The organism is Saccharospirillum sp., assembly GCF_040881935.1.
Classification (GTDB): domain Bacteria; phylum Pseudomonadota; class Gammaproteobacteria; order Pseudomonadales; family Natronospirillaceae; genus Saccharospirillum.
This window is the reverse complement of record NZ_JBBECH010000037.1, coordinates 1-15896: the sequence shown is the minus strand read 5'-3', so window position 1 is coordinate 15896 and position 15896 is coordinate 1. Positions and strand designations below refer to the sequence as shown.

Genomic DNA, 15896 nt, shown 5'->3' with positions numbered 1-15896 from the left:
CTGAAGTCGGACTCACCCTCGATGTTAAATAAATTCCAATAGGCATCCCCATCGGTACCGCTGCCGACGATGTTATGGCCAAACCCGAACGTATCGGGCGTAAACACATTCAGTCGATTGGTGTCCAATAACATGTCGCCAAATGTGTTGTAGGTTACATATTGGGCACTAAAGTCAGACTCCCCCTCGATGTTGAACAAACTCCAGTAGGCATTACCATCGGTACCACTGCCGACGATATTATGACCAAACCCAAACGTATCGGGCGTGAACACTTCCAGTCGATTGGTATCCAACAACATGTCGTCGAACGCGTTGTAGGTTACATACTGGGCGCTGAGATCGGATTCACCTTCGATATTGAACAAATTGATATAGATGGAGAACGCAGACGGGCTCATGAACATCATGAACACCGCCGCTGACAGGGACTTGAACGTTAACATAATGTGACCCTCGCGCCAGACATGAAGAGAAATGCCCAAGCATTAATCAGGCCATATAACAACTGTAGGATAATCAATCAGTTGCAACGTGGTAATTTTTAGAGTGTATAAATACCCGACATCACTCACGGCCTATTAAGACAGCATGGGACGGAAGAATATTATTGGGCGGGACATGCACCTCAATCAATAGCTATAAACTATTGTCTCAAACACTGAGATAGCACTTTTTCGTGCATATCCAGTTAGTTACGTTAAATCAATCCCGACGCGGGGATGTGCGCCCGTAAAACAACTCGGACGTTAAATCATTAAGACGCATATTGTCATGTTCTCCGTACGTCAGAACCGAGTTGATTCTTGGAATAGCCCCCTCTACCGGCGTAACCCGATGCATGGCGCAGTGGCCATGAAAGAATGCCAGCGTGCCCGGCTCACTAGACTGAATCTTTATCCTGGAGCGGTCGCCATGCAATACCTTCTTGACATCCTCATAGCGTTCATCCTGTTTACTTCTCAGGGCAGGCACATACTCGAAGTCACCGCCTTTCTCGACCTTTTGATACATGACCGTCACTGAAAACTCACTGCGATCATAGTGCCAGCCTAGCTCCTCACCCGGCTTAAACAGTGTGATCTGGAGTGCATCAAGCGGGTCAGCGCTTCGATACAATACCGGCTTCTCCAGGACTGCTGCGATGAAGTTCGTAAGATCATCCGACTCATAAAGGCGGCGAAGAGGGGCACCCTCAGGAATTTGGTCATAGGCGATGCCATGCTTGGCTGAACGCACCTGAAACGCCAGGGGATGATCCGGCTCGACCGTAGTATCCAAAGGCTCGAAATACACGTTATGTGATCTATCGCTGACCCAGGCCTTGCTTTCTAACTGGCATGCCAGTTCCACCATTATTTTCACTGCATCGGGCTTAATAAAACCTTGCAGCGTGCAGCAGCCATCCTTAGCCAGTTCTTTGCGACAGCTATCGATTAGCATCATCCCGCCATTACTTTCAAGATCATGAATGGGATAGCGATCGAGGTCGACCACACCAGCGTAATCGGGGCGAGACACAGTTATTGTAGTTGACATCGTTTCACCTCATAAAAACATCTGGCCAAATAGATTCTGCGGAGCACGGGGCCACAGGGGGGCCACAGGGACACCCATCTTACCCCATAGCTATTACCTATAGAAAAAGTGAATATAATACCGACCAGTTGTGCGTGTCCATACAATGCGCTCACGCACCGCCACTGGTAAGATCCGCAAGGTTGAGCTCAGGGAACAGGTGAGCTGCACCGCCTGACGCGCCCCAAAAGGGTGAGGGGATCGTTTCAAATGATGGTTGCTGGACGCCAGTAGCTAAAGCGCGTACTGTACCCCGCCACAGGGACGACCGCGCAGTATTGCCAACTGTATTCGGCACGCTATTAACACTGCGCATGGCTCCCCTGCAAAGCAGCGGGCTAGCCCGAGTCTATCCAACGCGAACGCTCGTTTATGCGTATCGCGTCTCCTAAGCGGCGCTAATTATTAACGCAACGCTTTCTTTTTTGTGCTAACCGCATCAATGCCGCCTGGCCTTTGCCTTTACATGCCAGCGTCCTGGCAGGTGCTTTCGCCCCTCTGATATTGGGCCATTTTCCAGCTTGACCGCGAGCCATCCCAGGCTTTCGGTTCTGTTGTATTGCCGGAGAAGAGCTATGACAAGTTTTTGCTACACGAGAAATGCTACTGCATCCTGTTCCACCAGAGTGCGTACCCTTTCCTGCACACATAAAAACCCTGCTGTTCCAGCAAAGACAATTCATCGCTGACGATTCAATTGAACCACCGCCTACCTCTGACCGTTTGAGGTCTTTGTTTTTTCGCTTCCACCAAGGTGATCAATTTGAACAGCTCTGATTTTTACCAGTTTTCCACTCTTACCATCCTTCTGCTACTCGCCGGTTTTTATGGCGGCACTTACCTGCTGACATTGCTGATCAAGAAGAAAAAAGAGGACACTGATGGTTTCATGGTGTCCAATCATCGCATCGGCTTCGGCATGGGGGCGGCCAGCATGACCGCCACCTGGATCTGGGCGGCTTCCTTTTATGCGGCGGCAACGTCCGGTTACACCTACGGTATCTCGGGGCCTTTGCATTACGGCCTCTGGGGTGCACTGATGATCCTCTTCATCTACCCGTTTGGTCGGCGGTTTCGCAAACTGGCGCCTAATGCCCACACCCTGGGCGAGCTGATACACGCACGCCATGGGTCTTCAAGTCAGCTGATACTCGCGTTTTCCAATGTGATGGGCAGCGTGATCAGCCTGATGGTGAATTTCACCGCAGCCGGTGCCCTGGTATCGGTGCTCTCGCCCCTCCCTTTCCAGGCTGGCGTAGCGATTGCCGGTGTCGGTGTACTTAGCTATACGCTCTGGTCCGGTTTTCGCGCTTCGGTGCTGACGGACTTCGCCCAGCTTGTTGCCATGATGGCCATTGCCATTGTCATCATCCCGACCATTCTTTTCGCAATGGGCGGGCCAAGCGTTCTGGCTGAAGGCATGTCCAACCTTACCGCCGACCAGGCGAACCTGTTCTCAGTCGATGCAATCATGCAGCAGGGTGCACCCTTCTTCGTGGCAGTTCTGGCTTATGCGATCGGTAACCAGACCATATCCCAACGCCTGTTCGCGGTGCGGGAAGATCACATCAAACCGACGTTTATAACGGCGACCATCGGCTATGGCGCCATCGTGATCGGCCTTGGGATGATTGGCCTGATGGCACTGATGACAGGCATGGAACCCATTGATGGGAACATGAACAACCTGATCCCTCAGATGGTTTCGCTCTACCTGCCGGCGGCCTTTGTGGGCTTGTTTTTTATCCTGGTCATTGGCTCGCTATCGTCCACCGCTGATTCGGACCTGTCGGCACTGTCTGCGATCATCATGGCTGATGTCTACGGCAAAAACATCGCCAGGGGCAAGGCCGATCCAAAGAAGATGCTGTTTATAGGCAGGCTGACCATGATCGTCGCAACGCTCATCGGGGTCATACTGGCCAGTTTCTCCATGGATATTCTGGTCATGCTAGTGTTCGTCGGGGCACTTTGGGGCGCTATCGTCTTCCCGGTTATCGCCAGTTGCTTCTGGGACCGGGTCACCAACTCAGCCTTTACCTGGGCGGTGCTATCTGCTTTGCTCATGTTCTGCATAGCCCGATTCGAACTGCTGGCCCTGACGGGTACAGTTGCCGTGGTGTTTGAACTTCTGGCTTCTGTCGGTGGTGGCGTGGTTATTGGCCTTATGACCTTTGGCTTCTGCGGTCGCCGACTGGGCATGGCGGCCGGGCTTATTGCGACGGTCGTAATGGCTTTCTTCTGCGTTGGATTCCTCCGGGAATATACCGTGCTGACTGCATCACTTACGGCCTACGGGGTAAGCACCATTGTTTGCATCGCCCTGAGCCTTATGAACTCCAGCCGTTTCGACTTCTCGACGATCCAGAACCGGGTCGGCAACTATGACACTTCATCTGATGACCAGGAAGCCAGCAGCACTCCCCTGACGACTTCCTGATTAACTTACCCAGGGGTATTACCGACCGTTGGTAATGCCCCGAATAACCAGAGGAAACCCTTATGGAAACCCTAACACTAGCAGCCTACGTCCTGGTCTGGCCCCTCATATCACTGGCCGTTCTAGCGGTGATCTGCGTGGCAACCTGGCAAGACATTCGTTCAGCCAAACGCGAGAGCCGGGAACTGGTTTAATACTATTTAGCGAAACTACCGGGACACCCACCTCATTCATTTAATTTAAGCTATCGGAACCCAAGCTTTGATAGCTGCCTAATGTGGGTGTCCCCATAGCGGGTGTCTTAAATTACCAGACTGACGTGAATCGGTAGTGCTGTTTTGCAAACTACCGATTCAATTCACGGCCTGTTTTCTGTTTCGCTACTGTCGTGCCTGTCCATTGGTGCCTTGGTGCCGGTGACCACTAATGTGACTGTTCTATTAGTCACGCACACATCGATGCCTGGTGCCGTTGTGCATATCCATTGGTGCCTGCCTCTGTCCAATGGTGCCGGTTAGAGCAAAAGGTCAAAAATATCCGGAAATACAATATTTATTCCTCTACAAGTCACGGCCAATCGAGTCTAATATGGATCGACAATGTTGTGCACAGGAGTTGATTAGAAATGGAATTCAAAATTGACATAAAACATACCGTAAGATTTCTATCAGATAACAGTTTCAATCTTGGAGGTAGCTCAATCAACCCTAAAATCCCTGCACTTCAAGGTGTTTACATTCTACACCACGGATCTATACAACACGCATGGGGTGAGCCTGGCCGTATTTTCTATATCGGTGCTTCTGATAGGGAAAAACTGAATGTCAGAGCTCGAAAACATCGTGATGTATTAATCAAAACATTAAATAGTCGTGGTAAGCGCAAAATGCAGGGAGCACCGAAAATGCTACAGTATGGAGTTAGTATAGACCATGATCTTAGCGACACATCTTTTTCATGCTATCCATTGCCAATCGGTAGCCCCTCATATCTGCCTTTCTTGCTGGAAGGATTCATCCTGGATAGTTATATAAAGAATTTTGGGAAAAAACCTGCGGTTACAGGCCGATGATAATTTTACATGGTCAAAGTAACGACGTTCGTCCGAGGACACCCACCTAAAGGGTTGACCCAACAAAGGCCATCCAGTATTTTATCCAGTATTATTTAAACGGGCCGTCAGGGTTAAACACTATGCCACGTTCAAGGAAAAGCCAGATCGCCCTGGAGGCGACTTCTTACTACCATTGCCCCTCCCGGTGCGTGCGCCGCGCCTTCCTGTGTGGGCGTGATGAGCATTCCGGCAATGACTATGAACACCGGCGTGGCTGGATTGAAAGCCGGATAATGGAACTGGCCAGGGTGTACGCGCTCGATGTTTGCGCTTATGCCGTCATGTCCAACCATTACCACATAGTGCTTCACATCAGCGCTGAGAAAGCCAAAGCCTGGTCGGATACCGAAGTCATCCAACGCTGGCACAGCCTATATGCCGGTAACTTTCTCAGCCATGAGTACTTAGCCGGAAAAGACCTGTATGAAGAACAGCTCAACGTTCTCTCAGAGCTGGTAACAGAGTGGCGTGAGCGTCTGATGTCGATCAGCTGGTTCATGAAAGCCCTGAATGAAGACATCGCCCGGCAAGCCAACGTTGAAGACAACTGTACCGGAAGGTTCTGGGAGGCCCGATTTAAATCCCAGGCCTTACTGGATGAAACCGCCCTGGCAACCTGCTTGGCCTATGTGGACCTGAACCCTGTCCGGGCCTGCATGGCCGATACACCGGAAGCGTCAGAATTCACCTCGGCCAAGCAGCGGATCGATACCGCCAAAGAAGACCGGGAATCTACTGAACCCAAACAGCCGACACCGTTATTTCCGTTTGTTGGATACCCTCGCCAGGATATGCCAGAAGGCTTGCCCTTTCGGCTACAGGACTACCTGGAACTACTCGATTGGACTGGACGACAAATCCGTAGCGACAAGAGAGGAAGCATCACACAGAAACTTCCACCCATTCTTGAACGCCTTAATATTGACGCTGAGCACTGGATCTATAACACTCAGCACTTTGAAAGCCAGTTTAAAGGGTTGGTTGGCACTGCAATCTCAATAAAGGCAAAGTGTCAGCAGTTCGGATACCGGCGAACGCCCGGATTAGCATTGACTACACAACTTACATAGCCAGAACTTCCCGTATTATTCCATTCACAGGGCTACCTGAGGCACTTCCGTGCCTGAAAATCGCGAAAATCAGCAAATTACCAGACTGACGTGAATCGGTAGTGCCGTTTTTCAAACTACTGATTCAATTCACGGCCTGTTTTCTGTTTCTCTACTGTGGTGCCTGTCCATTGGTGTCACTAATCCCCTATAAAATCCATAGTACACGTATCCCCCGATTGATAAAGCTAGTACAAGGAGTGCGAACATTGCTTTGCTAGTTAGCATGACCTCCAGCAAAAGGCTTTCCTTCGTCCTGTTCTCCGATGCATCAACAAGACTTTCTGATTTGAGCATAAGATAATACTCAGAATTGAGAATCATACCTTCTACGGCCTTTTTCGATAGGACTGCTTCTCTTCGAGCGGCAGGCCAGTACTCGGATATACTCTCGTACGCTGCTATCGCTTGCTCGCAGTACCAGTTTGCCAAAAGTGCTTCAGCCTTCTTAGATGTAACACACAATTGCAGCTGTGCGATGGCTTCTTTCAAAAGATAGATGTCCGTCGAGATATTAAGCTGTCTAGCCGACCTTTTTCCTTGCTCTACAACAACTCCTTGAAGATAGGCTGTGTAGGTTAGGTATATCACTGGCAAGACACTTACAAGGCATACGAAAACAATCAATCGCGTTAGAGGTCTGCCTCCACTACGCCTAATCAAGCTATCCGCACTTTTTTTTAGATCTTTAGCATTTTCTATTATAGTCACTATCTTTCCTTGTCGCAGGCTGGATGTAGTTACCCTCATTAATCTGGCGAGCTACTGGGAGGCCCATGCTAATCCATTAAGGCGCCTAATGTGAGTGTCCATTCGAGCCTTGTGGTGCCTGTCCATTGGTGCCCGTTTAGCAAACTACTAAATAAATTCACGGCCTGTATCCTGTTTCTTAGCTGTGGTGCCTGTCCATTGGGGCTTTAGCGAGTCCAACTTGACGGGTGAACCGTTGTCCATTGAACGGATGAGAGACTCTCGAATAAAATCGCTGGAAACAGTGTCTGAGGGAGCTACCGGGACATGCGCCTCAATCAATAGTTATAAACTATTGTCTAAAACACTGCGATAGCGCCTTATCGTGCATGTCCAGTTAGTTCGGCAAACTACTGATTCGATGTATGGCCTGTTTTTTATTCCTTTACTAAGGTGCCTGTCCTATGTGGCCGTATGTCCTATTAACCCAGTTCTATGTGGCCCTGATTCGTCTGGAAAGGAATTGTTGCAGACCAAACAAGTCCGTGTTCTGGTCCACCAATGCGGCGCGAGTCAGTGCATCGGGCAGCATTGGCTTGAAGGGTGAGAAGAAGAAGGCTTTCTGGGTCCGATTCAAAATGTCCATAAAATACCCTGTGGAACCGCCAGCGCTCACCTGCTCAAATAACTCCCACAGCATGCTTCGAAGCTCGCCAGAATCACCTGGACCGTTCTTGATTTCTAGGTTCGCGTAGTTGCCTGAAACAGAGATACCTCGGCTTTCAATCAACTTACTCAGTGTACGGTTCAGGGTATCGCCAGCGTAGGTTCGCAGGATTGCCCTGCCGCCACCTGTACAATAGCACTCAAGTGATTCCGGCGACCAACCAGGGTCGGGTGGGCTTTCGTGACATAGCACCTCCATGGTCCGTCGAGCTTCCGCATCAAGAAAGTCGGGTAATGGCCGGTAGCCATAGACAAACTCCCCTATTCGCTGTGCGGTCTCCAATGGGACATCCGGACCGCCAAAGGAATCCCAGTGAGGTACTGAACCCTCTTTTGCCCGGGAGGCTTTTATAACATGGCTATCAAAATCAACCGCCTCAGCCTTCCATAACTTTCCGGCCAAACTGAAGAAAAAAGGAATATCCAAGCTTTCCACAAAGCCGGTATCAAGCGTGCCGACCTGTGTACGGCCCTCCATAACCTCATAAAGTGGAGCTGTACTGAACACCGCGAACAGGTTTCGCCAACTGCCTGTGAGATATCGCTGCTCCGCTGCCAGACCGGGCACAAGCACCCCATCAGCCTCACGAAGGTAGTCCTCTTCCTGCATATGAGAGATCAGCTGGTCATATTCGTCCCGGGATATCCCGGAGAAAACATACGCGCGGGACAATAACTGCCATGCATGGTCTGGTGCGACACCGTGATTCTGCAAGGATAGACAGAGCAACTGATGTGCGAGCAAGTGGAATGCGCGACGGCACAAACGAAGTGACTCGGATCGATGCTCAACTCCGAGTGAAACAGTAGCCGCCAGTAGTAATAGCTCATCCTCATCCTGGGTCAGGCCTCGAAAATGCCTCGGCTTTCCAGGACGGCGACCAGTACGCCCTACTCGTTGTAAGAAAGCACTAGGACTGGCCAGGGCGCTAATTTGCACGATCCGGTCTAGCTCACCGATGTCGATTCCCAGCTCCAACGTCGATGTACTAATAATTGCTTCGATTCCCTGCTCCCCGGCCTGCTGAATCAAGCCCTCGGCCTCCTCGCGAAAGTACTTGCTGATATTCGAGTGATGGGTACGAACCTTAATGCGATCTTGAGTGTATGCCTGGACCGCCTTGGCAATATCTTCCGCCTTTGAGCGTGAGCGCACAAATGTGATACCCCGATTACCCTTGAGCTCGCTGGTCAGTGAGCTCAATAGTCGCATACCCGCACGCATTTTGATTGGAGTCGACTCGGTATCACCGCTACCATCAAAATGCTGAATTAGAAAGTCATTTGCCTGCTGATGAGTAGTTGCCACATGAATCCTAAGCGCTGGTTCTCTGCTTCCAGTCAACCAGCGACACATGGCGTCAGGATTACCGATCGTAGCGCTAAGAGCTATTCGCTGCAACGGCCGGTTCAGCCCGCCCTCTAGCCTCTCCAGAAGAGAGAGTAAATGTCCCCCCCGATCTCCGCCGGCAAAGTTGTGCGCCTCATCGATGATGACGGTGTCCAGTGCATGAAAGAAGTTATGCCAACCCGGTTTTCGCAGCAATATTGCTTCAATCGATTCGGGTGTGGTCAGTAGCAATTGTGGCGGAGCCTTCAAACTCTCCATCTTTTTGGACTGACTTACATCCCCATGCCACTTGAATGCGTGCAGGGCACAACATGCAGCGTAATCCTCACCACGGGACTCCAGATTGTTAAGCAAAGCACGCAGAGGGGCGATATACAACACCTGCACAGAATCGCGTGGGTTCTCAGCGACTCGAGTCAGGGTGGGAAACAGAACGGCCTCGGTCTTACCACCGGCGGTAGGGGCCTCGATGACACAACTCTTACCTTCCAGGATGGGGTCCATTGCCTTTTTCTGAATAGGTTGTAACCCGCGCCAACCCTGCTCCTTGATCCAACGCTGTAGCCCGGGGTTGAGTCGCTCTAGTGTACTCATGGCTGGCCCCCTACGTGCCTACAAGTCGCATAAGCTCTAAATTGGCTTGCGGATCGTCTTCGGGGTCAGCGAAGCACTCGCTGGCCGATATCTGTGGATTCTCTTCGCAGATATCGAGCACGTGGACAAGCTGTCTCAGGAAGGGCCGTGGCAGCCTGTCGATGCATTCACCACCGAAATCCGTCCATTTGGAAATTAGAGCCTTCAAGTCAGCATCATCAAAACGCTGTTCAGCCGGCCACTCGTATGCTTGCGCATGAATTGAACGAGCTCGCTTTGCCAGCTCGACCAGTCGCTCTTCGTTCAGGCCTTCCAGAAAGATGACCGGCTGGCGCATACTCTGGAAGCTTTCAGTAAGTTCGGGAGCACACACCCGGTGATAAAGGGCCTCGTAACTGGCGAGGCCATATCGGCGGTCGTCGAAAAAGGTGTCTGTTCCGGTCGAGACCAACAAACAACGAGGCAGGCGATTCTCGCCCACCTCATCGATCAGCGCACGTAGTGTCTCATAGGCTCTGTCCCGAGTGTTCTTATGCGGTCGCCGTCGTACCAGCTCCAACTCGTCAATAAGGATTACCAGCCCCCGCAGATGCGTTGATTCTATTATTTCCAATAACGCTCGAATCCGTGGCAGAACCTGCTCGGGCTCCAGATTGCCCTTTACGCCTATTTCCTTGAGCGCGGCGTTTGGTAGACTACGTTCACCACGTAGCCAAGCCCGGGCGTGCATGGCCTTTTCTTCATCCCCCACTAGTCGCGCTTCGTAGAAAGCACCGAGAGCCGGTGCAAAACCTGGGTCATGGGAAGCAAGCTGCGAAAGCTGTTCCTGGATGCGTTCCCGGACCAGCTGAACCAGGTACTCACGATCTGCAGGCCTCCTCGTGGACAGTCCTTCCACTTGTTCGGTTCGCTGTTGCATCGTTAACAGCCAGGCTTCGAGAATGTCCGACAGGCTGCTTGCTCCTCGTTTTTCCGGCACACGCAAACCGTCCATTAGCCCTAGATAGAACTCCGAAAGGTCAGCTAGGGACATCTCAGCACTAACGCGCACGGTTGATACTGCGAAACCAGCGTTCAGGGCCGCATCTCGAAGCCAGGACATCATGAAGGATTTACCGGACCCGTAAGCGCCGCGTATGAACTTGAACGTGCTACGCCCGGTCGCTACATGCTCCAACTGATCGATTAAGTGATTTCTAGCCCCTTCCTGGCCCACAAACATCATGTCAAGGTGCCGCTCAGGAACCACTCCTTGGCGCAGCGCATCCACAATATCCCGCGCCGCCCATCGATCCAGTTGCTGCCGAGAGCAGTCTGGGTTGTCGACCCACTCGTAGATGTTGGCGGCACCGGTACTCCGAATCCGAATAGGCGACATGTTGTCAGCCGACAGTTTACGCAGCATGTCGGCCATACGGGCCTTGGGCAGCATCCATCCCAGGCCGTGGCGGGAAGCCAATCGTTCAACATCCCTCTCATTGAGAGATCGGGCTTCCCTGGCTAGGGCCAACATAATCTGCTCGTCCTCATTCAGGCTAGGGTAGGCACGCTTGATAGAATCGAGCCCCGGTGTCTCCGGCGCCGAAGACAATGCCTCGGCATCAGCTTGAAAAGTCACTTGCTCCCGAACCTGAAAATCCTCTGTTGCTGCAAGCGGCGCAACCAGTTCTTCAACAGTCTCAGTCAACTGCGCTGCAGGCTCACTGCACAAACGCTCAATGAGTTCGTTTTTAAGACCCGTTACTGCCAGACCCAGCTTGCGGCATGCACGCACAATATCCTTGCGGCGAAGTTGATTAAACAGGGTGTGTTCTGAATACCTGCTGCCAATCAGACGGTCGACGCGATCAGACTTGGAGCCCGAACGGGCCAGTCCCAAGGAGGCCAGAATTTCATAAAGCTGATTACCCGAGAAGTTGGAAAGAAGGTCATGTAACTGCTCCTTGGTTAGTTGCCGTAGAGGCTCTTTCACGAGCCTTTCAGCTTCATTTTCCACTTCGCCCTGGTCACCCACTGGCTGTGGCTGGTTAAACGCTTCAATTACTTGTGACACAAGTTCCGCCTTGGATAACGATACCTTGAGATCAAAGCTCCTTGCGAGATTTTTCAGATCCGAGATCGCAATCTGATCCAATGCAGAGCTGGGTGGAACCAGCCCTTCCACGATGCGATCGACCCGTTCTTCCTTAGTGCCGCTCAATGGAAGGCCGTTAACCTCCAGTATATCGCGGAGTTGCCGTCCAGTGAGTTCCGCGAGCAACCTCCGATAATCGGCGTCATGCAGCTCCATACCCCAGTAGTGCCTTACCTGAATACGTACTTCGTCCGGGAGGATGTAGCGATCCCCCACAGCCATTACCACGCCGCGACTCAACAGATAATTGCGGGCGGATTCATAGGCGCGACCCGAGTCCCAAATAGACCTAACATCAGGGTGATGCTCCATAAGCAAATGCTCACGCATGCTCAGGCCAAGCAATTCACGAAGTGCCTCAAGCATTCGTCCCTCTCGCTCGTCAATTCGCTCATCGTCCTCCCAGGCTGCACGTACCATGGCTCGATACAGTTCATAGTTCTTTCTATCGGACAATCCTTCACCAGAACCTACCCAGTCAGATACTTCGTCAGTTCGCCCCAACACCTTTTCGCGGAAGCCAACCGCTTCCATAGTGTGGTTCGTTGCTTCCATGAGAAGCTTGAGGATGGCATACGTAGGGGGGCGTGATTCAGACAACACACCGGCAACATAGGAAAATGAGCCCAATGCAGTCGCGATTTCCTGCTCAAGCACAATTCGCGGCAAACGGACATTAGCGATTTCGTCAAGCTTATCTCTAGCCAGCTTATCGAGCGCATCTTCCGGATACTGCGACAAAACGTCGCTCATTCTCATTGTTCTCTCCTCAATACCATTCTATGGCAAATACTAATGCACGACTGCCGACGTTACCATTCCAGCGCTGTCAGACTGCATTTATGACGATATTATTGCTAACGGTCAACCGCTTGATGTGCCTAGGACGTGAGCGACCGAAGCTACTGCGGCAGAGTAGGACTTAGCCTCTACTCATATTCCCTTATTACCATAGCTTCAACAGACAATGATTGGGCTGGCAAGTCCCTGGCAAAGGTGTTCCTAGCCAAATTTCTCGCGGTCGTGAAAGAAGTCTCGGTTACTGGTTGTCCAGGACACTGACTGTGTGGCTCCAAACCGACAACTATCAAATAATTTCTCTGATATAGTCCTGACCAATAACAATAAAGACGACCAAACAGTTCGAATAAGCTCTATCTTAGGTCTTGAGAAATGGGTATCTTGCTTGCTCCTTGGGCACGTATTTCAATTTAGACCCCTTTCTACCCCGTTGCAATTTAATGGATTTATTCATCGGACGCCCTTTTTCAACGAAACAGAGAAAAGGGCGTCCGATGGAGGGCCTTGAGAGCCGGAACGAACTGCAACAGTTGGTTAGGCTTGCTCAAGTTCGGATAAACAACTCACGGATAGGGATGAAAGGTCTACCTGTTTCAGCCGCTCGCCGAACTTTTGCTTCCAAAACATCTACCACGGACAGTCTTCGTCTAAGCATTTCTGACAGATCAAAACCATCCATGCATACGATCCGCTTCCCCTTACCGAAAGCCTGAAGACCATCGCTGGAAAAACCACTGTTACTCAAGAACAGACCTCGGGACCAAGAAGCCTTTTGGCTCAACTTACCTTCAAAGGTGTGTAGATCTGCGGCTCCAGTCGGGGAGTTTTGCCACTTGGCCTCCAATAGATAGGTTTCTTTATTTAATACGAAGCTGCCATCTATCTGCTCGCCGATGAGACGAAACGAAGAGCGCGCAGAAAGTCCGTATGCATCAAATAGGTCTTTTAGAAATCGTTCAAAGGCAAACCCACGACTCTGGGGCGCTATTTCAGCGAGCTCAATAAGTTGGGAGAAGATACCCTGGCTTAGATTTTCATCAATTTGAACTCGCGCCTCTTCGCTCTTTCGCTGAGCTGCAGTTTCGCCATGCCCTGCTAGCCTTTGGATGATTTGCTTTAGAAGTTTTTCTGCAGAATCTGGAATAGACTCATCTGAATAGATCTCCCAACCTTCGAGCAGGCCGTTCAAAAACAGTAAGACTTGTTCATCCGTGGCTAGCCGCCAAAATGATCGCGTTCTGTGAGCTTTTGAGCCCGACTCTTGATCATAGTAAGAGTCGTAAATCGATACACCGACAACTTCTCTAAAAAAGTCATCGAATGTACGATTTGAAAAACCAAGCACATAGCCACTTGACATGCCTAGCTCACGCTCTAGCTTCTGTTTTTCTATCAGGCTGAGACTACTCATCCATTTTGCCTAACAGCTTATTCACCCTAGCCACCGCCAGTTGTTCTGGCAGATGCTTCATACAACCTACAGAGCGCCTCTACCATGCTCAGCTACAGCGGGCTTTAAGCCAGATTACGCTGGTACATCTACGTGATATCAAAACCAGCAAACCCGTTGCTTCAGACGACGATTCCATGTATCAGCATCTCCTATGATACAGATTCCGGCTTTTCCTGGTATATGCGTCGCAACTCAGCAACACAATGAGGCACCAAAATCGATCAAACTCGCTACCGCCCGGCCGGTTACAGGGCACAGGGCACAGGGCACACCAAATCAAAAATAAGTTGTCTGCTCACCATGGCACTCTGTGACGAAGTTGGCAAGTATTTATGTTCTGATAGGCGCGTTTGCGCGCCCCCTGTGGTGTTAGCAAGGTTCTGTGGTTGGTTATGCTTCCTGTCGCCCAGGGGGCTGACCTCCTACGGGTTTGGGGGTTACATCGATGCTGTGGCTGGGGTGGGGTTTGGGGCTATTTGCTATCCATCTGCTCCAACGCCACAGAAAGCTGCATCGCAAACCTCGACATCGCCACTGGCAACACCCTGCTTTTCAACTGCCCCAACAACAAATGCCCCAGCGGCACATCCCGTGGTGAAAGCTCTCGAAACACCAGGCCGTTATCCAACGCCGGCTGCAAGCCTATGGGTATCTGAAACCCCACTACCTGTTCGTGGCGCACGTAGTGGCGTATCAGCTCGAACGATTCGGTTTCTATTACCGGTGTTACTGTTCTGCCCTGGGTTTTTGCGGCCCGGTCGAGGATGTTGCGTACGCCGTATTCGGTGGCGGGCAGTATGTGGGGGTGCTCCAGGCAGTCGCGCAGGCGCAGGTCGGTTTTTTGGGCCAGAGGGTGGTCGGCTGAGAACGTCGAATTCGACCAAATGCTGGGGCTCGAACACCAGCGCCAGATCTACTAACCTAGAACAACCCTATCTGCGACCGACCCTCATCAACAGGCAGCAACCCCAGTTGTGGCAGCCGTTCACTCAGCATCTCGCTCCAGAGGGCGGCGAGAGAAAGTGCCTCGCCTTTATCTGGCATATGCATGAAAATAATGGGGGTCCGGTCTTCCTCGACCCAGGTGCTCACCCTTTCAACCCAGGGTGCCAAATAATGGCGGTTTGTTTCCAGGTCAGGATGTCCAATGTACCGGATGACGGGCGACGCCTCTACTGGAAGCAGATGTACCGGAACCCTCGGCTTTTTGCGTTGGGCGTCGCGAGTGATTTCGGTATCGGGCGCTGCAGAAAAGAGGGCGCGACTGTCAAAGCAGACCCGGGCAATGTTTCGCTCCCGGAGGCCACGGTTTAACGCCTTTTCAGCCTCGCCTTTATCGAAAAAAGCGCTATGGCGGACTTCTACGGCGCAGGTTAGAGAGGTGGGCAGCGCTTCAATGAAATGCCACAAATTGCTCAGATGTTGAGGGCCAAAAGACGCAGGAAGCTGTAAGAGAAAAGGGCCGAGGACGTCTTCCAAAGGGGTGAGTATGTCGAGAAAATCGTTCGTCTGGGTTAATGATGCTGCCAGCAGCCGATCATGAGTAATCTCGCGCGGGAACTTGAATACGAAACGAAACTCGTTCGGCACTTGTTTCCGCCACTGTCGGCATTGCTCCTGGCTAGGTGTCGCGTAAAAGGTGGTATTGCCTTCAACGCAATTAAAAACCTGGCTATAGCGCTCCAGTGGGCTTCGCCCTAGCGGCAACCGCGAGTTCCAGGCAGGGTTTTGCCATTGGGGGCAACCGAGAAAATAGGGTAGTGGCATCGTTCGAACCTACTGTGGGTATCGCTATTATTCCGCTGCAGAATACCAAAGACAGCCCAAAATGCTTGGATACTGTGTTTTTAAGGGTCTTCACCTATTTGTGTGGGTGAGGAACCAGCTGTAAACCGCCTAAATGGAA

At 51.4% G+C, this 15896-nt stretch carries 12 protein-coding genes; 4 read left to right on the top strand and 8 right to left on the bottom strand.

Annotated features, from left to right (window positions below):
• On the bottom strand, window positions 1-446 hold a 446-nt coding region (locus WEB54_RS05700; protein ID WP_368054066.1), incomplete at its 3' end, for a hypothetical protein.
• Between the two features lie 259 nt (window positions 447-705).
• Entirely contained in the window at window positions 706-1539 is an 834-nt protein-coding gene (locus WEB54_RS05695) for a hypothetical protein (protein WP_368054064.1), read from the bottom strand.
• Between the two features lie 802 nt (window positions 1540-2341).
• Here WEB54_RS05695 and WEB54_RS05690 point away from each other — a divergent pair.
• The 4 genes from WEB54_RS05690 to WEB54_RS05675 all read left to right on the top strand — a co-directional run bounded on the left by WEB54_RS05690 (window position 2342) and on the right by WEB54_RS05675 (window position 6202).
• Window positions 2342-4018 (top strand): sodium:solute symporter family protein, encoded by a 1677-nt coding sequence (locus WEB54_RS05690; RefSeq protein ID WP_368054062.1) that lies wholly within the window; start codon window positions 2342-2344, stop codon window positions 4016-4018.
• A gap of 62 nt (window positions 4019-4080) precedes the next feature.
• Window positions 4081-4212 (top strand): putative transporter small subunit, encoded by a 132-nt coding sequence (locus tag WEB54_RS05685; protein ID WP_368054060.1) that lies wholly within the window; start codon window positions 4081-4083, stop codon window positions 4210-4212.
• A gap of 431 nt (window positions 4213-4643) precedes the next feature.
• Window positions 4644-5090: a hypothetical protein gene (locus tag WEB54_RS05680; RefSeq protein ID WP_368054058.1), complete on the top strand. Its 447-nt coding sequence runs from the start codon at window positions 4644-4646 to the stop codon at window positions 5088-5090.
• Window positions 5091-5212: 122 nt separating this feature from the next.
• Window positions 5213-6202, top strand: a complete 990-nt coding sequence (locus WEB54_RS05675; RefSeq protein ID WP_368054056.1) for a hypothetical protein — start codon at window positions 5213-5215, stop codon at window positions 6200-6202.
• 129 nt (window positions 6203-6331) lie between these two features.
• On the opposite strand, the gene WEB54_RS05670 is transcribed toward WEB54_RS05675, so the two are convergent.
• The 6 genes from WEB54_RS05670 to WEB54_RS05645 form a co-directional block, all read right to left on the bottom strand.
• Window positions 6332-6952 carry a hypothetical protein gene (locus tag WEB54_RS05670; protein ID WP_368054054.1) on the bottom strand — a complete coding sequence of 207 codons (621 nt, stop codon included), beginning with the start codon at window positions 6950-6952 and terminating at the stop codon, window positions 6332-6334.
• A gap of 472 nt (window positions 6953-7424) precedes the next feature.
• A complete protein-coding gene (locus WEB54_RS05665; protein ID WP_368054052.1) occupies window positions 7425-9602 on the bottom strand; it encodes a DEAD/DEAH box helicase in 2178 nt (725 codons plus the stop codon).
• Between the two features lie 10 nt (window positions 9603-9612).
• Window positions 9613-12489, bottom strand: coding sequence for a BREX system ATP-binding domain-containing protein (locus tag WEB54_RS05660; protein WP_368054050.1), 2877 nt, complete (start codon window positions 12487-12489; stop codon window positions 9613-9615).
• Between the two features lie 592 nt (window positions 12490-13081).
• Entirely contained in the window at window positions 13082-13948 is an 867-nt protein-coding gene (locus WEB54_RS05655; protein ID WP_368054048.1) for a restriction endonuclease, read from the bottom strand.
• 514 nt (window positions 13949-14462) lie between these two features.
• On the bottom strand, window positions 14463-14876 hold the full coding sequence (locus WEB54_RS05650) for a LysR substrate-binding domain-containing protein (RefSeq protein WP_368054094.1): 414 nt from the start codon (window positions 14874-14876) through the stop codon (window positions 14463-14465).
• A gap of 35 nt (window positions 14877-14911) precedes the next feature.
• A complete protein-coding gene (locus tag WEB54_RS05645) occupies window positions 14912-15757 on the bottom strand; it encodes a DUF72 domain-containing protein (protein ID WP_368054046.1) in 846 nt (281 codons plus the stop codon).
• Between the last annotated feature and the right edge of the window lie 139 nt (window positions 15758-15896).